Origin of the sequence: Sphingobium sp. R-21, from assembly GCF_049913335.1 — a bacterium.
Taxonomy (GTDB): domain Bacteria; phylum Pseudomonadota; class Alphaproteobacteria; order Sphingomonadales; family Sphingomonadaceae; genus Sphingobium.
In genome coordinates, this window is sequence record NZ_CP184375.1 from 717,072 (window position 1) to 734,797 (window position 17,726).

The window sequence follows — 17,726 nt, forward strand, 5'->3', positions numbered from 1 at the left end:
AAGGTGCGCGCCATTTCCTTGCCCGATCATAAAAGGAATATTGCCCCGCATGTCTCGCCCAGCCTTCAAGCGCATCCTGCTGAAACTTTCGGGCGAAGTGCTGATGGGGCAGGGGCAGTTCGGCATCGAGCCGGAAACGGTGAACCGCGTGGCGGGCGAGATTGCCGCGGCGAAGGATGCCGGGTTCGAACTGTGCGTGGTCGTGGGTGGCGGCAATATCTTCCGTGGCCTTGCGGGCGCCGCCAAGGGATTCGATCGGGCGAGCGCTGATTATATGGGCATGCTGGCCACCGTCATGAACGCGCTGGCCGTGCAGAATTCGCTGGAAAAGCTGGGCTATGACACCCGCGTCCAGTCCGCCATCCCGATGGCGTCGGTCTGCGAACCCTATATCCGGCGCAAGGCGGTGCGGCATATGGAAAAGGGCCGGATCGTCATCTTCGCGGCGGGTACCGGCAGCCCCTTCTTCACCACCGACACCACGGCGGCGCTGCGCGCGGCGGAAATGGATTGCGACGCGCTGTTCAAGGGCACCAGCGTCGACGGCATCTACAATGCCGATCCGAAGAAGGTGCCCGATGCCGCCCGCTATGACGCGATCAGTTTCGATCAGGTTCTGAACGACAATCTGAAGGTCATGGACGCGAGCGCCATTGCCCTTTGCCGCGAAAACCACATCCCCATCGTCGTGTTCAACATCCGCGAAACCGGCAACCTGGCCAAGGTGCTGGCCGGCGATGGTGTGGCGACGATCGTGCAAAATCAGGAGCGCTGAAACAAAATGGCTCAATATGACAAGGCCGACCTCGAACGCCGCATGGCGGGTGCCGTGGAATCGCTGAAGGGCGATTTGTCGGGGCTGCGTACGGGCCGGGCCAATATCCAGCTTCTCGATCCTGTGACGGTCGAGGTTTATGGCGCGCATATGCCGCTCAACCAGGTCGCGACCGTTTCTGCGCCCGAACCGCGCATGCTGTCGGTCCAGGTGTGGGACAAGAGCAATGTCGGCCCCTGCGACAAGGCGATCCGTTCGGCGGGCCTCGGTCTCAACCCGATCGTGGACGGTCAGACGCTGCGCCTGCCGATCCCGGACCTGACGGAGGAGCGCCGCAAGGAACTGGCCAAGCTCGCCAGCAAATATGCGGAAGGGGCCCGCATCGCCGTCCGCAATGTCCGCCGTGACGGCATGGACAGCCTGAAGGCGGACGAGAAGAAGGGCGAGATCAGCGAGGATGAGCGCAAGCGCAAGGAAACCGAGGTCCAGAAGCTGACCGACAGCACCATCGCGGATATCGATGCGACGGCGGCGGCGAAGGAAAAGGAAATTCTCGGTCAGTGATCCGGGGCTTTCCTTTCGCGGCCAAAGCACGCATTCCTGTCTGATGGCCACCCAAGCCAAACCCGATCTGACCAGCGGCGCGCCAGCCCATGGCGCGCGTCATGTCGCCATCATCATGGACGGCAACGGCCGCTGGGCGAAGAAGCGCTTCCTGCCGCGTATCGCCGGCCATCGCGCCGGAGTGGAGGCGGTGCGCCGCGTCGCCCGCGCCGCGCGGGAGCTGGGCCTGGAATGCCTGACGCTCTACGCCTTTTCCTCGGAAAACTGGAAGCGTCCGGCGAGCGAGGTGGCCGATCTGATGGCCCTGCTGCGCCATTTCATCCAGTCCGACCTCGACGAATTCCACGCCAATGGCGTGCGGCTGCGCATCATCGGCAATTATCGGGCGCTGGATCCCTCGCTGGTCGAAATGATCGACAATGCGATGGCGCGGACAGCCGGCAACAGCGGGCCGATCATAGCCATAGCGCTGAATTACGGCGCCCAGGACGAACTGGTGCGCATGGCGCAGACGCTGGCGCGCCGGGTGGCCGCGGGCGAGATCGCGGCCGAGGAGATCGGTCTGGATGATGTGGATGCAGCGCTCTACACCGCCGACCTGCCACCGCTCGACCTGATGATCCGTACCTCGGGCGAGCAGCGGCTCAGCAATTTCATGCTGTGGCAGGCCGCCTATGCGGAGCTGTATTTCACCGACATGCTGTGGCCGGATTTCGACGCGAGGGCGCTCGCCGCCGCGCTGGACGCCTTCCGCCTGAGGGACCGCCGTTTCGGCGGGCTGTGACAGCATGTCGAGCGAGCTTCGCACCCGCGCGATAGTCGGTGTCCTCCTTATCCTGGTGGCGTTGGGCGCCTTGTTTGCGGGCGGTTTCGCCTTTTGGGTGCTGTTGTCCGTGGCGGGCGTGCTGATGCAGGGGGAGTGGGGCGACCTGACGGGAGCCAAGCCTGAGAATCGCAAGCTGGCGATGTTTGCCGTATCGGTGCCGCTGGCGATTCTTTGCCCCGCGGCGGCCGGCGTGTCCTGGCTTGGCTTCACGCTGATGGCGGCTGCCTTCTTCTTTGTTGCGCTGGCCGGTCGTTCGGTCAGGCTGGCGCTGGGCGTGCCCTATATCGTCGTGCCGGTGATGGCGTTGCTGTTCCTGCGCGAGCAGTCGCCCAATCTTCAGGGGCTGCTGCTGACCTTCTGGGCGCTGGGTCTCGTCTGGGCGACGGATATCGGCGCCTATTTCGCCGGTCGCTCGATCGGCGGGCCGAAACTGGCGCCACGTATCAGCCCTTCCAAGACCTGGTCCGGCCTGGGCGGCGGCGTGCTGGCGGCCCTGATGGTCGGTTTTCTGCTCTATCGGTTCGCGGACCTGCCGATCCAGCTCGCCGCGGCAAGCGGTCTGCTGGCAGTGGCGGCGCAACTGGGTGACCTGCTGGAAAGCTGGATGAAGCGCCGGGCCGGCGTCAAGGACAGCGGTACGCTGCTGCCCGGCCATGGCGGCGTGATGGACCGGCTGGACGGGGTGGTCGCCGCCGCACCGCTGGCCGCGATCTGCTATATGATCCTGGTGCAATTGCCATGAGGAAGGTGTCGGTCTTTGGCGCGACCGGGTCGGTCGGCATGTCCACGCTGGACCTGATCCAGCGTGATCCGGAAGGCTATCGGGTCGTCGCCCTGACCGCGCACAACGACGTGGCGGGCCTGGCGGCCGCCGCGCGGCAGAGCAATGCCGCGATCGCCGTGATCGGGAACGAGGCGCGTTATGAGGCGCTGAAGGATGCGCTGCGCGGTTCGGGGACGGAGGCGGCGGCGGGCGAAAGCGCTTTGATCGACGTCGCGGGGGCCGGTGCAGACTGGAGCATGGCCGCGATCGTCGGCTGCGCGGGGTTGCGCCCGACCATGGCGGCGCTCAAGGCGGGCGGCACGGTGGCGCTTGCCAACAAGGAGTCGCTGGTATCTGCGGGCGCGCTGATGATGGATGCGGTCGGCGCGTCGGGCGCCACGCTGTTGCCGGTCGACAGCGAACATAATGCCATATTCCAGTGCCTTGCAGGCAGTCGCATGGAAGATGTGGCAAGGATCACCCTGACGGCGAGCGGCGGCCCTTTCCGCACCCGCAGTCGGGAGGAGATGCGCGGCATAACGCCCGCGCAGGCGGTCGCCCATCCCAACTGGTCGATGGGCGCCAAGATCAGCGTCGACAGCGCGACGATGATGAACAAGGGGCTGGAACTGATAGAGGCGGCGCATCTCTTCCCGGTCGGGCTCGACCGGATCGAGATCCTCGTCCATCCGCAATCGGTCATCCATTCCATGGTCGAATATCGCGATCGATCCACCCTGGCGCAGCTTGGTTCGCCCGACATGCGCATCCCGATCGCCCATGCGCTGGCATGGCCGGAGCGGATCGCCACGCCCTGCCAGCCGCTGGACCTCGCCCGGATCGGTCGCCTGGATTTCGAGGCGCCGGATGAGGATCGCTTCCCCGCGCTGCGGCTGACCCGACAGGCGGCGGAGGCGGGCGGCGCCGCGCCCGCCATATTGAACGCAGCCAATGAGGTCGCCGTCGCCGCCTTCCTCAAAGGCGCCATAGGCTTCCTTGATATCGCCATGATTGTGGAGGATGTCCTGAACGGTTATAGCGCGCCTGTGCCCCAGCAGATCGACGATGTGCTGGAAGCGGACGCGCAGGCGCGCAAGAGGGCTGCGCAAGTGATGGAAAGATTGACCGCTTGATCCAGAATCCCGGTTTCCTGTTGACCGTAGTGGCATTCGTGGCGGTCATCGGCCCGCTCGTCTTCGTGCATGAGCTGGGCCATTATCTGGTGGGCCGCTGGTGTGGGGTGAAGGCGGAGGCCTTCTCCATCGGCTTCGGCCCGGAAATCGCCGCCTGGGTCGACAGGCGCGGCACCCGGTGGCGCCTGGGCGCCCTGCCGCTGGGCGGCTATGTGCGCTTCAAGGGCGATATGAACGTCGCCAGCCAGACCGACCCGCGCTGGCTGGAAATGCCTGCCGCCGAACGGGCGGAGAGCTTTCCGGCCAAGCCATTGTGGCAGCGGGCCGCGATCGTTGCGGCCGGGCCGGCGATCAATTTCCTCTTTGCCATAGCGATCCTGGCAACCTTCGCCCTTGTCCATGGCGAGAGCCGCACGCCCGCCGTGGCCGGGCATGTGCAGCCGGGCAGCGCAGCGGCCGCAGCGGGTATACTGGCGGGTGACCGTATCGTATCGCTCAACGGGCGGGCGATGACGACCTTCGACGATATCCGCCTGTTCGCTCAGATTCGCCCGGGTGAGCCCGTCACCATCCTGATCGACCGGCAGGGCAAGCTGATCGAAAAGCAGGGCAAGGTCGGCGCGGTCGAGGAAAATGACGGGTTCGGCAATAGATTCCGGCTGGGGCGGCTGGGCATCGCGCCGGGCGCGCCGGTGATCGAGCCTGTCAGCCTTGTCCGCGCGCCTGTCGTCGCGATCGAACGGACGGGTCAGATCATCCGCACCATGGTCGAGACGCTGGGCCAGATCGTCGGGGGCGGCCGGTCGGTCAAGGAACTGGGCGGACCGCTCAAGATTGCCGAGGTTTCGGGACAGGCCGCGACGCTGGGGGTGGAAAGCTTCGTCTTCTTCATGGCGCTGATCTCGATTAACTTGGGGTTCATCAACCTCTTGCCAATCCCGATGCTGGATGGCGGCCATCTGCTGTTCTATGGGGTGGAGGCGATACAGCGGCGGCCGGTCAGCCCGCAGGTGCAGGAATGGGCCTATCGTTCGGGTCTGGCGGTCCTGCTGGCGATGATGGTGCTGGTAACATTCAACGATTTATCCTCTTTCGGTCTCTGGGATCGTCTGTCCGGCTTGATCGGCTGAGCCGTATCGGGCAGGAGGGCGCGATTTGGCGCCGTCTTTCCGGATATGTACGGAATGGGTCCGGCGTGAACGACATGTTGCTTTTTTGTAGAAGGTGGAGCGGGTGACAGCGATGATGAGCAGCAACAGGCAGCGCCCGGTCGTCGTGGCCCTGTTGGCGACGACGATGATCGCGGGCATGTCTGCAGTCCCGGCGATGGCTCAAAATGCCCCGCCGGCGGCCGCACCTGTTCCCGCGCCCGTGCCAGCGGTTGCGCCCGCAGCCGGCACGATCCGCAACATCACCGTCACCGGCGTCCAGCGCCTGGAACCCGACACGGTGCTGTCCTACACCAAGCTGCGCATCGGCCAGCCCTTCACCCAGGAATCGCTCGACCAGGCGCTGCGCGACCTTTACGAGACGGAGCTGTTCGCCGACGTCCAGATCCGCAACGACAATGGCGCGCTGACCGTCGAGGTGAAGGAAAACCCGGTCATCAACCGCATCGTCCTTGAAGGTAATAAGCGCCTCAAGGAAGACAAGATACGTCCTGAAATAAAACTGGCTCCGCGGCAGATCTATACCCGGTCCAAGGTCCGCGCGGATGTTGCCCGCATCATCGAACTGTATCGCCGCCAGGGCCGCTTCGCCGCCACGGTCGAGCCGAAGATGGTGCAACTCGATCAGAATCGCGTCGACATCGTCTTCGAAATTTCCGAAGGGCCCAAGTCCAAGGTCCGTCAGATCAACATCATCGGCAACGAGAAGTTCAAGGACGGCGAACTGCGCAGCCAGATGGTGACGAAGCAGTCGCGCTGGTTCCGCATCTTCTCCTCGGGCACCAGCTACGACCCGGATCGCCTGGCCTATGACCAGCAGAAGCTGCGCCAGTTCTACCTGACCAACGGCTATGCCGATTTCCGCGTGATTTCCGCCGTGGCGGAACTGACGCCCGACAAGCAGGACTTCATCATCACCTATGTGGTCGAGGAAGGGCAGCGCTACAAATTCGGTGACGTGAAGGTCAACAGCGACATTCGCGACCTGTCGGGCGATTCGCTGACCAAGATGCTGCCGATGAAGAAGGGCGACTGGTACAACGCCAAGCAGGTCGAGGACACGGTCGACACGCTGAGCGAGACGGCGGGCCTGTTCGGCTATGCCTTCGCCGATGTCCAGCCGGACTTCCAGCGCAACAAGGACACGCTGACGATGGGGATTGATTTCCGCATCGCCAATGCGCCGCGCGTCTATGTCGAGCGCGTCGACATCAACGGCAACACGCTGACCCAGGACAAGGTCGTCCGGCGCGAATTCCGCCTGGCCGAAGGGGATGCGTTCAACAGCTTCCTGGTCAAGCGGTCGAAGGACCGCATCAACTCCCTGGGATTCTTCCAGGAAAAGCTGGACGTCGAACAGAAGCCGGGTTCTGCGCCCGACCGGATCGTGCTGGAAACGAACGTGCAGGAAAAATCGACCGGCGAACTGTCGCTGTCGGCTGGTTTCTCCTCGCTGGAACGCTTCATCGTCTCGGCGTCGATCACGCAGCGCAACTTCCGCGGCAAGGGCCAGGAACTGCGCACCAGCGTCAATTACTCGGCCTACAGCAAGTCGATCGAACTGGGCTTTACCGAGCCCTATTTCATGGACAAGAACATCGCGCTGGGCGGCGACATCTATCGCCGCGACCTCAACAGCTTCAACTATATCAACAATAACGACCGCAACCGCACCTACCAGCAGACTACGACCGGCTTCCAGCTTCGCGCCGGCGTGCCGATCACGGAATATATGTCGCTTGCGCTGCGCTACACGCTCAACCTCGACAATGTGACGCTGGACAAGTCGACCTATTATACCGACAGCAATGGCGACGGTCTTCGCGGCAACAGCGCCGGTGATACCTGCGACCCGATCCTGTCGGGCCGTTATCTTTGCGACGCCATCGGCAAGCGCACCACGTCCATGATCGGTTATTCGCTGATCTACGACACGCGCGACAACCGCATCCGGCCGACGCGCGGCAATAATCTGGTTCTCAGCCAGGATTTCGCCGGCCTGGGCGGCAGCGTCAAATATGTCCGCACCCGCCTCAGCGGCGGAAAATACTGGCCGGTCGGCGGTGGTTTCATTTTCTCGCTGACTGGCGAAGGCGGCTATATCCACAGCCTTGAGGGGGATCGCCGCGACAGCACGGGCGCCCTGGTTGATGCGGTTCGCCTCACGGACCGCTTCTTCCTCGGCAATCCGCAGATTCGCGGCTTCGACATTCGTGGCGTCGGGCCCCGGATCGTCCGTCGCTACTTCACGACCACAGCCAATAGCGACGGCACCTTCACCGGTGTCGAGAATACCGGCAACAACAATCGCGCCGACGACGCGTTGGGCGGCCGCATTTATTATCTGGCGCATGCGGAAATGGAAATTCCGCTGGGTTCGGGCGCGCGTGAAATGGGGCTGCGGCCTTCGGTGTTCGTGGACGCGGGCGCTGTCGGGGGGCTCAAGAGACCTGGTCTGGTCAGCGTACCTGGCTCCACCCCAGGCACCTTCCCGGGCTTCTGCTCGTCCACCAGCAATCCCGCCTTGCCGGTGGTTCAGGCTACCGGATCGGCCGTGGCGCCTGTCTGCAACACGGCTGTCGGCTATAATACGGTCAGCAGCGGCTTCGTGGAACAATATCTCGGCGACACGCTCAAGCCGCGTGTTGCCGTGGGCTTCGGCGTCAACTGGAACTCGCCCTTCGGTCCGTTCCGTATCGACATCGCCAAAGCCCTGCTCAAGGAACCAGGGGACGACACTCAGCTCATTAGCTTCAACGTAGGGACTCAATTCTGATGAAGACGATTTTCAAGGCTGCTGCGCTGGTTCTTGCGCCAATGACTGCCATGGCGCTGACCAGCGTTCCTGCCGCTGCCCAGTCGAAGACCGGCATCGCCGTCGTCGACCTGCAGCGCGCCGTTGCCACCAGCTCGGCCTATTCGACCGCGCGCACGCAGATCCAGACCACTTACAAGGCGCAGATCGACAGTTTCACCGCGCGCAAGAACGCGATCGACGCGGACCTGAAGGCGAAGGGCACTGCCCTGGAAACCGCGATGAAGGCCGCCGGCGGCAAGCCGACCCCGGCGATCCAGACCCAATATGAGGCCTATCAGAAGGCCGGGCAGGACGGTCAGGCCGAACTGCAGCGCCTGGGCCAGCCGATCGCGCTCGCCAACGCCTATGTCGAGGAGCAGATTTCGGCGAAGCTTTCGGACGCGCTCAAGTCCGCCATGACCAAGGCCAAGGTTGACCTGATCCTGTCGCCCGACGCGACCGTGTCCTATCAGCCGACCGTCGACATCACCCAGTCGGTGGTGACCGAACTCAACGCGCTGGTGCCCAGCGTCGGCATCACCCCGCCGGCCGGCTGGCAGCCGGGCCGTCAGGGCCAGGGCGCTGCCGCCCCTGCCGCTGCACCCGCCAATCCGTCGCAGCAGCCGGCCTCGCGCTGATCGCACGGATGACGGATCAGACTGACAATGCGGCCGCCGCCGTCGGCCCCATCGATATTCGTGGGGTGATGGCGGCGCTGCCGCACCGTTATCCGATGCTGCTCGTCGACCGCGTGATTTCGCTCGTGCCCAACAGCGCGATCCACGCGGTCAAGGCAGTGTCGATCAACGAGGACTTCTTCCAGGGGCACTTCCCCGGCCGGCCGATCATGCCCGGCGTATTGATCGTCGAAGCCATGGCGCAGGCCGCAGGCGTGCTGACGGTCGAGACGATGAACCTGCGGGGTTCGGGCAAGCTCGTCTATTTCATGAGCATCGACGGGGCTAAGTTCCGCAATCCGGTCGAACCGGGCTGCCTGCTCGACCTGCATGTCGATCTGGTCCAGATCCGTGGCCGCGTCTGCAAGTTCACGGGCAAGGCGATGGTCGAGGGCAAGCTCTGCGCGGAGGCCAGCTTCGTCGCGATGATTGCCGACCCGCCTGTGGATTGAGGCGGGGTAGTGATCCGGAATTTCCCGTCACTTCCGCCCCGGCGGGAATGACGGGGTCGACCGGCCAAGGGGCAAGGCCCGCTCTTCCCCTTGCTTTTGCGCGCATTCCCATGTAACGGCGCGCCTTCGCAATTTTTCGCATCCATGGCCGGTCGGAAACCGGCCCCTGAACGGAGCAGACCCATGAAGGCCGATACCCACCCCGATTACCACTTCATCACCGTCCAGATGACCGACGGCACCACGTTCCGCACCCGCTCGACCTGGGGCAAGGAAGGCGACACGCTGGCGCTCGACATCGATCCCAAGTCGCATCCGGCCTGGACCGGCGGTACCCGCCAGCTTGAACAGGGCGGCCAGGTTGCCCGCTTCAATAAGCGCTTTGGCGGCCTGACGCTGAAGAAGTAATCGACGCCTTCAAGGGGCATGATTTGAAAGGGCGCCTTCTGGGCGCCCTTTTTTGTTGGATAAGGGGGCAGGTTCGACCAGTTGTCGCTGGTCATGATATTGAGGAGATGCTCGAAAGCGGTCATGCCCTCAACTCATCCGCAAGATGCCGGACCTCCTATATCAGGTGTATGCTGTAGCGTTGAGCGTTGGCATCGCGTTCGCCAAGCGCATTTGATAAGCGGGAATCATGAAAAAAGCCTCGATGATCACCATCTTTGCGTCGATGCCAGCCATGTCCGTTCCCGCGCTGGCACAACCGGCTGCCACGGCATCTGATCCGCCCGAATCATCGTCCCCGCGAACCGTTAACCTGACCGTCTATGGCAATGATTCCTGTCCGCCGGGCCGGGATAATGAGATTGTGGTCTGTGCCCGTAGACCGGAAGCGGAGCGCTATCGCATCCCCAAGGAATTACGGGAAAAATCGGCTTCATCGGGTGCTCCAGGTTGGACGAGCCAAGCTGCGACCATGGAAGAAACGCAACGTGACAGCCTGCCCGTCAGCGGTTGTTCGGTCGTCAGCAGCAGCGCTGCCGGTTGTCTTGCCAAGGCGTTGCGACAATGGCGCGCCGAGCGGCGCATGGAGCATGCCAAAAATCACCCTTGAGGCGCTACACGGATATGCCCTTTGGAGATCGATAAATTGTTACGATCATCACCATGGGTGCTTCTCGATAGCGGACCTGCGCAAGTCAGATTAGATCATGGCAAGTTCGGCTGGAGATATGCCCGCGGTATGGCGAGAAATTCATGCCACCGGAAGAAGATGCGCCGGGATATGAGATTGTTTGGCCTGACAACAGCTTGCTGAGCACTTAAATTGGGCTGTATCCCCTGATACAACCCTGACCTTCATTCCTGCCTTGGTGTCAAACCTCGGCCGCGCGATCCTGATCCAGAAACGCAGCCACATCGTCCAGCACGACATCCTTCGACAGGAAGGTCTGCCCGATTCCCCGCGCCAGCAGGAAGGAGAGGGTGCCTGCCGCCATTTTCTTGTCGTGCAGCATATATGCGACAAGCGCCGCGCCGTTCGCCTTCACATGCGCGCTGGCCAGATCGTGCGGCAGGCCGACGGCCTTCAGATGCGCGGTCACCCGCTCTGCATCTTCGACCGTGCAGAGGCCGAGCCGCGCCGAATAACGGAACGCAAGGGCGGTTCCTGCCGCAACAGCCTCGCCATGGAGCAGAAGATCGGAAAAGCCGGTATCCGCCTCTAGCGCATGGCCGAAAGTATGACCTAGGTTCAGCAAGGCCCGCCTTCCGGACGTCTCCCGCTCGTCGTCGGCCACAATGGCCGCCTTGGCGGTCACGCTGCGCTCTATGGCATATTCGCGCGCCTGGACGTCGCCGGACAGCAGCTTATGTCCTTCCGTCTCGCACCAGGCGAAAAAGACGGGATCGTCGATCAGGCCATATTTCACCACCTCGGCATAGCCGGCCCGCGTTTCGCGCGCGGGCAGCGTGTCGAGCGTCGACGGATCGATCAGCACCAGCGAGGGCTGGTAGAAGCTGCCCACCAGATTCTTGCCCGCCTTCGCGTTGATCGCGGTCTTGCCGCCGACGGAACTGTCCACCTGCGCCAGCAATGTCGTCGGCACCTGGATGAAATGGCAGCCGCGCTTCAGGATCGAGGCGGCAAAGCCCACCAGGTCTCCGATCACGCCGCCCCCCAGCGCCACTACATGGTCGCCGCGCTCGATCTCCAGTGCCAGCAGCGCGTCGAGCAGTTCTTCCAGGTGGCGCCAGCTCTTGGTCTGCTCCCCCGGCGGCAGGATGATGGGTTCCACCGCGACATTGGCGGCGCGCAGGCTCGCTTCCAGGCGGGGAAGCTGCGTGGCGGCGACATTTGCGTCGGTGACGACGACCAGCCGTCCCTTGCGCGCATAGCCCGCCAGATGCGTCCCCGCCCGGTCCAGTGCACCTTGTTCGATCAGAATGTCGTAACTGCGCGAATCGAGCGCGACGCGGACTATGGCCATTGGGAAAGCTGCTCCAAGATGCTGTCGACTGCCACGTCATGCGGCGCGGCGGCGCTTTTCACATGAATGGGGCAGAGCGCGTAGACCGGATTGCGTATGGCCGCGAGCTCAGTCAGCACCACGCGCGGATCCTTGCCCTTCAGCAGCGGACGCCCCTCCCGTCGCGACACCCGGTCCACCAGCGTGTCGATGTCGGCGTTCAACCAGATCGCCAGCGCATGATCCAGGATCAGCGCCCGCGTCTCTTCCTGCATGAAGGCGCCGCCGCCGGTCGCGATCACCTTGGGCTCGCCGTCCATCAGGCGGGCGATCACCCGCCGTTCGCCGTCGCGGAAATAGTCCTCGCCATAACGTTCGAACATTTCGGTGATCGTCATGCCCGCCGCCTTTTCGATCTCCTCGTCGGCATCGACGAAACCCAGGCCGAGCCGCGCCGCCAGCCGCCGGCCGACGGTCGATTTGCCAACGCCCATCATGCCCACCAGGACGATGGGGCCGCGCTTCGCTTGCGCATCGGCGGATTTGCTGTTTCGCTGCATGGCGAGCGGGGCTATACATCCCCGCGTCGACAAGGCAAATCGCAACTTTCCTTCAGCTTTGGCCCAGCCAGAATAGCCAGCCAGAACAGGACTCATGAAGCGCAATCGTTCCTACAGCAATTTTGAGGGCAGCTCCCGGCGCCGCAAGACGTCCCTGCCGATCATTCCCATCATTGCGGTCCTCGTGCTGGCGGGGATCATCGCCCTGCTCTGGTCGCGCGGCGGCGAAAAGCCGCAGGCCCGCGTGGAAAAGGTCATTCCTGCCGAAAAGCTGGGCCGGTAAACGGCATGCGGCAGCGGCGGGTGAACGCGAAATGGGCGCTGGGCACGCTGGCGCTGGCGCTGGCGCTGCCTGTGGTGGCGCAGGAGACGCCCGAATCGCTCCTGCCGCCCGGCTTTGGCGATGCGCCCGCGGCGCCGCCACCCGTTGCGCCGCCGCCGCGCCCCGCACCGGGTACCCCGGCGGCGCCTGCCGGTTCGCCCTCCGTGGTGCCCATATTGCCGCCCGGCTTCGCCGTCACGCAAGAGGCGGGCGACAATGCAGCGGAACCGATGAGCGAGGAGGAGCTCTCCGCCGAAAAGCAGAAATATGACCTGCCTGAAAACGCGCATCGTTCGCTCGACCGCATAGGGCCGCTGACGCCCGGCCGGTTGGGACTGGCGCCCAATGCCTTTGGCGCGCAATCGGGCCGGTTCCTGGCGACGTTGATGAAGGAAACGCGCGCGCCGATCACATCGCGCTGGGCGTCGATCCTGCTGCGCCGGGCGCTGCTGTCGGCGACCGATACGCCGCGCGACATCGATGGCGCGGACTGGGTGGCCGAGCGCGCCTGGCTGCTGCTGCGCATGGGGGAGGCGGACAGTGCCCGCCTGCTGGTGCAGAGCGTTGATTCCGACCGTTTCACCCCGCGCCTCTACGCCATCGCCATGCAGACCTATCTGGCGACGGCCGATCCGGCGGGCCTTTGCCCGCTGTCGGCGGGCGCGCTGCGGTTCAGCAAGGAGCCTGGCTGGGACATGACGAGGGCGATCTGCCCGGCCTTGTCGGGGGATCAAGGAACGGCCAGCGGCGCGCTCAATCAGGAGCAGCGGCGCGGCATGGTGCGGGGCATCGACTATCGGCTGGCGGAAAAGGTCGTCGGCGCGGGATTCAACGCCCGCCGGTCGGTGAAGATCGAATGGGACGGGGTGGATCGGCTGACGGCTTGGCGTTTCGGTCTGGCGACGGCGCTCAATGTCGAGATACCCGATGATCTCTATGCCACGGCGGGTGCGCATGTCCGCGCCTGGGAAGCGCGCGCGCCTGCTTTGTCCGCCGTTCGCCGCCTGCCGGGAGCGGAGGTGGCGGCGCGGCTCGGCGTCTTTTCCTCGCAGGCGCTGGTCGATTTCTACGGCCAGTTGCAGTCCGATGGTGACGTGCCCGCCAAAGCGGCCGATCGGGTGGATGCGTTGCGTGCAGCCTATGCCGGCGCAGGGGCTGACGAGCGGCTGCAGGCCATGCGGACGCTCTGGCAGAATGAGGCGCGGCCGGATTTCGTCGGGTTGATCGCGACGGCGCGTACGGCCGCGGCGTTGCCGGTTTCAGAGCTGAGTGCGCGCGATGCGGCCAATCTGGTCGCGGCGATGTTCACCGCCGGCTATGATCGCAGCGCGGCGCAATGGTCGCGGCTCGCGGCGCAGGCGGACGGGGACGGCGCGGCGGACCTTTGGGCCCTGCTGGCGGTCGGCGCGCCGAGTGCGGTGGTGGAGATCGGTGCGGGACGGGTTTCCTCCTTCGCCAAGGATGCCGATCCGCGCAAGGCCCAGATGCTGATAGCGTCGCTGGCTGGACTTGCGCGGCTCAATGCGCAGGACAGCGCGTCGCTGGCGCAGGATCATGGTTTCAATCTGGCTGCCGCCAGCCGCTGGTCGCGCGCGATCGACGCCGCGGCTGCCCGTGGCGAGAAGGGCAGCGTCGCGCTGTTGGCGGCGGTCGGCATGCAGACCGCCGACTGGAACCGCCTGCCGGCCTTCCACCTCTACCATATTGTCGGGGCGCTGCACCGCGTCGGCCTCGATCCCGAAGCGCGGATGATCGCCGCGGAGGCGATGACGCGACTCTGATGGGAGAGGATGCCGCGCTTATCGACCGCTTTCTGGAGATGATGGCGGCCGAACGGGGTGCGTCGCGCAATACGTTGCTGGCCTATCGGGCCGATCTGCAGGGCGCGGCGGACCTTGTCGGCGGTCTGGTGGTCGCGACCAAGGATGGCCTGGCGGAACTGGCCACAGCCTGGGCGACATTGGCGGCCTCTTCGGTCGCCCGGAAATCTTCCGCCCTGCGCGCCTTCTACGCCTTTCTGGAGGAGGAGGGGCTGCGCGCCGACAATCCGTCCGCCGCCCTGCCGCGTCCCGTGACCCGTCGGCCCCTGCCCCGGATCCTTTCGACCCAGGAGGTCGAGTCCCTGTTCGCACTGATCGCGGCGAAGCTGGCCGTCGATCATCCTGCGCCACTGGATCTGCGACTGTCGGCACTGATCGAACTGCTCTACGGATCGGGGCTTCGGGCTACGGAGCTGGTGTCGCTGCCGCGCCGCGCCCTGGCGTCGGATCGCCCGTTCCTGATCCTGAAGGGCAAGGGCGCGCGCGAACGGCTGGTGCCGATCTCCGACCGGGCCCGTGCCGCCGTGGCGGCCTGGTTGCCCCATGTGCCGGCCGAAAGCCCCTGGCTTTTTCCTTCGGGCAAGAGCCATGTCAGCCGGATTCGTCTTTATCAGATGGTGAAGGCCCTGGCCGCCGCTGCCGGCATCGCGCCGGAGCGGGTCAGCCCCCATGTGCTGCGCCATGCCTTCGCCACGCATCTGCTGGAGGGTGGGGCAGACCTGCGCGCGCTGCAGTCCATGCTGGGCCATGCCGATATCGGCACGACGCAAATCTACACCCATGTCGACAGCCGCAGGCTGGTCGAACTGGTCAACAGCCGCCATCCGCTTGCTTCCATGACGCATCGCCGCGTTGACGGCGAAGCATCTGCGTCCTAACGCCATGCGCCATGGTTAGTTTTCTCGAATTCGAAAAGCCGATTGCCGAACTGGAAGCGCGCATCATCGAATTGCGCGCCACCGCCAATGCAGGCGACATCGACATCAGCGGCGAGATCGACAAGCTGGAGCAGCGCGCATCGAAAATGCTGGTCGATACCTATGCCAGGCTGTCGCCCTGGCAGAAGACGCAGGTTGCTCGCCATCCCGAACGTCCGCATTTCAAGGATTATGTCGCGGGCATGTTCGACAATTTCATGCCCCTGGCCGGCGACCGGGCCTTTGCCGACGATCAGGCGATCATCGGTGGTTTCGCGACGCTGGACGAGCGGCGCGTGGTGGTGATCGGCCATGAGAAGGGCGATGATACGGCAAGCCGCGTCCGCCATAATTTCGGCATGGCGAAGCCCGAGGGTTATCGCAAGGCGATCCGCCTGATGCAGCTTGCCGACCGCTTTGGCCTGCCGGTGGTGACGCTGGTCGATACGTCGGGCGCTTTCCCCGGCGTGCAGGCGGAAGAACGCGGACAGGCGGAGGCGATCGCCCGTTCGACGGAGCAATGCCTGGCGATGGGCGTGCCGATGGTGGCCGCCGTGGTGGGCGAGGGCGGCTCCGGCGGTGCGGTGGCGCTGGCGGCTGCCAATCGCGTGCTGATGTTCGAACATGCGGTCTATTCGGTGATCTCGCCCGAAGGCTGCGCCTCCATCCTCTGGCGCACCGCCGAAAGGGCGAGCGATGCCGCAACTGCCATGCAGGTGACGGCGCAGCATCTGAAGGCGCTGGGCGTCATCGACCGCATCGTGCCGGAACCAGTCGGCGGCGCCCATCGCGAGCCGGTGCAGGCGATCGCCAATCTGGGCGCCGCGATCGGGGAGGAGCTGGATTCGCTGTCCGGTCTTGGCGCCGACGCGCTGCGTACCGATCGCGCCGACAAGTTTCTGGCCATCGGCGTCTGACCGCGCGATCCTCTGTTTCGGGGAACATCCGCCTGCTATTGCTCGTTACGCGAAGGTAACAGGGGAGCAGGAAAGGCCGTGGAACGAAGATCATCTCTGGCTGTCGCCGGGCTGGGCCTGATCGTCCTGGCGGCTTCGCCGTCGGCGGAAGGGCAGCAGCGCGCGATTCGGACGGTTTCGTCGATCAGTCCGCAGGAAAAGGAAGCGGGCGCCAAGCAGCATCCGCAGCTTCTCAACGAATTTGGCGGCGCCTATGCCGGGCCGCAGGCGAAATATGTGGAGGGCGTGGGACGACGCATCGCGGTCCAGTCCGGCCTGTCCAATGCACAGGGGGACTTCACCGTCACCCTGCTCAATTCGCCGGTGAACAACGCCTTCGCCATTCCCGGCGGCTATGTCTATGTGACGCGCCAGCTCATGGCGCTGATGAACGATGAGGCGGAACTGGCCGGCGTGCTGGGCCATGAGATCGGCCATGTCGCGGCCCAGCATGGTCAGAGGCGACAGCAGGCGGCGCAGCGCAACGCCATTGGCGGCACCCTGTTGCAGGTGCTGACCGGCGCTTTGCTGGGCGATTCGGCGTTTACCGGCCTGTTGCAGAAGGGAATTGGGCAAGGCAGCCAGCTGCTGACGCTCAAATTCTCGCGCAGCCAGGAATATGAGGCGGACGACCTGGGCATACGCTATCTGGCCTCGGGCGGTTATGATCCAAGGGCCCTGTCATTCATGCTGGCGTCGCTCGCCGCGCAAAGCAGCCTGGACGCCCGGTTTGCGGGCAGTTCCCGATCGGTGCCGGAATGGGCAAGCACCCATCCGGATCCCGCCTCGCGCGTCGGCCGCGCTTCGCGCAATGCAGCCAGCAGCGGGTCCACCAGCACGGTCCGGAACCGTGATGCATTCCTGAACGCGCTCAATGGCGTTCTCTATGGCGATGATCCCAAACAGGGCGTGATCGAGGGCAGCCGTTTCCGCCATCCTGATCTGAGGGTGAGCTTCACCGCACCATCGGGATTCGGCATGGAAAATGGCGCGAGTGCCGTCAGCGTCGTGGGATCGGGTGGCCAGGCGCAGTTCAGCGCCGCCCCTTATTCCGGCGATCTGTCCGCCTATATCGATTCGGTGTTTGCAAAGCTGGGCGGGGGCGTCGGCGGCGTTCCCGCTGGGGAGGTACGGCGCGTTACGGTCAATGGCCTTCCGGCGGCCTGGCGAACGATCCGCGCCAGCACCCAGTCCAGCCAGGTCGATGCGACCGTTTTCGCTTATGATTTCGGCGGCGGGAAGGCCTATCACTTCCTGCTGCTGACGGCGGCGGGACAGGGGATTGGCCCCTTTTCCAGCATGGTGCAGTCAGTGCAGCGTCTTTCAGCCCAGGATGCCGCGGCGATCAAGCCGCGTCGGGTCGAGGTTGTAACGGTAAAGTCAGGGGATACTGTCCAGTCCCTGGCAAAGCGTATGGCTTATACGGATTATCCGCTGGACCGGTTCCTGACGATCAATGCCCTGACGGCGAACAGCGTCCTGCGTCCGGGACAGCGGGTGAAGATCGTTAGCTGGTAAGGACGAACGCAATGAAAAAGGGCGACGGAATTGCTTCCGCCGCCCTTTTTTATCGACCAAGCTGAA

General features: G+C 64.5%; 18 protein-coding genes. 16 read left to right on the forward strand and 2 right to left on the reverse strand.

Going from position 1 to position 17,726, the window contains the following annotated elements; all coding sequences use genetic code 11:
* Positions 1–49: 49 nt before the first annotated feature.
* From pyrH to ACN9MX_RS18010, 11 genes are all read left to right on the forward strand, one after another.
* Positions 50–775, forward strand: a complete 726-nt coding sequence (gene pyrH / locus ACN9MX_RS17960; protein WP_363737180.1) for a UMP kinase — start codon at positions 50–52, stop codon at positions 773–775.
* Between the two features lie 6 nt (positions 776–781).
* Positions 782–1,339, forward strand: coding sequence for a ribosome recycling factor (gene frr, locus ACN9MX_RS17965; protein ID WP_133652996.1), 558 nt, complete (start codon positions 782–784; stop codon positions 1,337–1,339).
* A 43-nt stretch (positions 1,340–1,382) separates the two neighbouring features.
* Positions 1,383–2,123 carry a polyprenyl diphosphate synthase gene (gene uppS / locus ACN9MX_RS17970; RefSeq protein WP_363737179.1) on the forward strand — a complete coding sequence of 247 codons (741 nt, stop codon included), beginning with the start codon at positions 1,383–1,385 and terminating at the stop codon, positions 2,121–2,123.
* A gap of 4 nt (positions 2,124–2,127) precedes the next feature.
* A complete protein-coding gene (locus ACN9MX_RS17975; RefSeq protein ID WP_363830132.1) occupies positions 2,128–2,907 on the forward strand; it encodes a phosphatidate cytidylyltransferase in 780 nt (259 codons plus the stop codon).
* Entirely contained in the window at positions 2,904–4,061 is a 1,158-nt protein-coding gene (locus ACN9MX_RS17980) for a 1-deoxy-D-xylulose-5-phosphate reductoisomerase (RefSeq protein WP_363830135.1), read from the forward strand. Before ACN9MX_RS17975 ends, ACN9MX_RS17980 begins: the two co-directional genes overlap by 4 nt.
* Positions 4,058–5,191, forward strand: coding sequence for an RIP metalloprotease RseP (gene rseP / locus ACN9MX_RS17985; RefSeq protein ID WP_426387723.1), 1,134 nt, complete (start codon positions 4,058–4,060; stop codon positions 5,189–5,191). Before ACN9MX_RS17980 ends, rseP begins: the two co-directional genes overlap by 4 nt.
* 112 nt (positions 5,192–5,303) lie before the next feature.
* Positions 5,304–8,006 (forward strand): outer membrane protein assembly factor BamA, encoded by a 2,703-nt coding sequence (gene bamA, locus ACN9MX_RS17990; RefSeq protein ID WP_363830139.1) that lies wholly within the window; start codon positions 5,304–5,306, stop codon positions 8,004–8,006.
* The gene (locus tag ACN9MX_RS17995) at positions 8,006–8,665 is read left to right on the forward strand and encodes an OmpH family outer membrane protein (RefSeq protein ID WP_363737175.1); all 660 of its coding nucleotides are present in this window, start codon (positions 8,006–8,008) and stop codon (positions 8,663–8,665) included. The genes bamA and ACN9MX_RS17995 overlap by 1 nt, the downstream gene beginning before the upstream one ends.
* An 8-nt stretch (positions 8,666–8,673) precedes the next feature.
* Entirely contained in the window at positions 8,674–9,156 is a 483-nt protein-coding gene (fabZ, locus tag ACN9MX_RS18000; protein WP_363755984.1) for a 3-hydroxyacyl-ACP dehydratase FabZ, read from the forward strand.
* Between the two features lie 183 nt (positions 9,157–9,339).
* A complete protein-coding gene (rpmE, locus tag ACN9MX_RS18005; RefSeq protein WP_007687040.1) occupies positions 9,340–9,564 on the forward strand; it encodes a 50S ribosomal protein L31 in 225 nt (74 codons plus the stop codon).
* Between the two features lie 229 nt (positions 9,565–9,793).
* Complete coding sequence (locus ACN9MX_RS18010) at positions 9,794–10,213, forward strand: hypothetical protein (RefSeq protein WP_363830142.1); 420 nt, start codon at positions 9,794–9,796, stop codon at positions 10,211–10,213.
* 262 nt (positions 10,214–10,475) lie between these two features.
* On the opposite strand, the gene aroB is transcribed toward ACN9MX_RS18010, so the two are convergent.
* Both aroB and ACN9MX_RS18020 read right to left on the reverse strand, forming a co-directional pair.
* Entirely contained in the window at positions 10,476–11,588 is a 1,113-nt protein-coding gene (gene aroB, locus ACN9MX_RS18015) for a 3-dehydroquinate synthase (protein WP_363737173.1), read from the reverse strand.
* Positions 11,579–12,127 carry a shikimate kinase gene (locus ACN9MX_RS18020; RefSeq protein ID WP_363830456.1) on the reverse strand — a complete coding sequence of 183 codons (549 nt, stop codon included), beginning with the start codon at positions 12,125–12,127 and terminating at the stop codon, positions 11,579–11,581. The genes aroB and ACN9MX_RS18020 overlap by 10 nt, the downstream gene beginning before the upstream one ends.
* Positions 12,128–12,221: 94 nt before the next feature.
* Between ACN9MX_RS18020 and ACN9MX_RS18025 the strand changes: the two genes are divergently transcribed.
* The 5 genes from ACN9MX_RS18025 to ACN9MX_RS18045 all read left to right on the forward strand — a co-directional run bounded on the left by ACN9MX_RS18025 (position 12,222) and on the right by ACN9MX_RS18045 (position 17,660).
* Positions 12,222–12,410 (forward strand): hypothetical protein, encoded by a 189-nt coding sequence (locus ACN9MX_RS18025; RefSeq protein ID WP_363737171.1) that lies wholly within the window; start codon positions 12,222–12,224, stop codon positions 12,408–12,410.
* 5 nt (positions 12,411–12,415) lie between these two features.
* Positions 12,416–14,230: a hypothetical protein gene (locus ACN9MX_RS18030; RefSeq protein ID WP_363830144.1), complete on the forward strand. Its 1,815-nt coding sequence runs from the start codon at positions 12,416–12,418 to the stop codon at positions 14,228–14,230.
* Complete coding sequence (locus ACN9MX_RS18035; protein ID WP_363830146.1) at positions 14,230–15,147, forward strand: tyrosine recombinase; 918 nt, start codon at positions 14,230–14,232, stop codon at positions 15,145–15,147. Before ACN9MX_RS18030 ends, ACN9MX_RS18035 begins: the two co-directional genes overlap by 1 nt.
* Positions 15,148–15,158: 11 nt before the next feature.
* A complete protein-coding gene (locus tag ACN9MX_RS18040) occupies positions 15,159–16,103 on the forward strand; it encodes an acetyl-CoA carboxylase carboxyltransferase subunit alpha (RefSeq protein WP_363737168.1) in 945 nt (314 codons plus the stop codon).
* A gap of 78 nt (positions 16,104–16,181) precedes the next feature.
* Complete coding sequence (locus ACN9MX_RS18045) at positions 16,182–17,660, forward strand: M48 family metalloprotease (protein ID WP_363830152.1); 1,479 nt, start codon at positions 16,182–16,184, stop codon at positions 17,658–17,660.
* Positions 17,661–17,726: the final 66 nt, after the last annotated feature.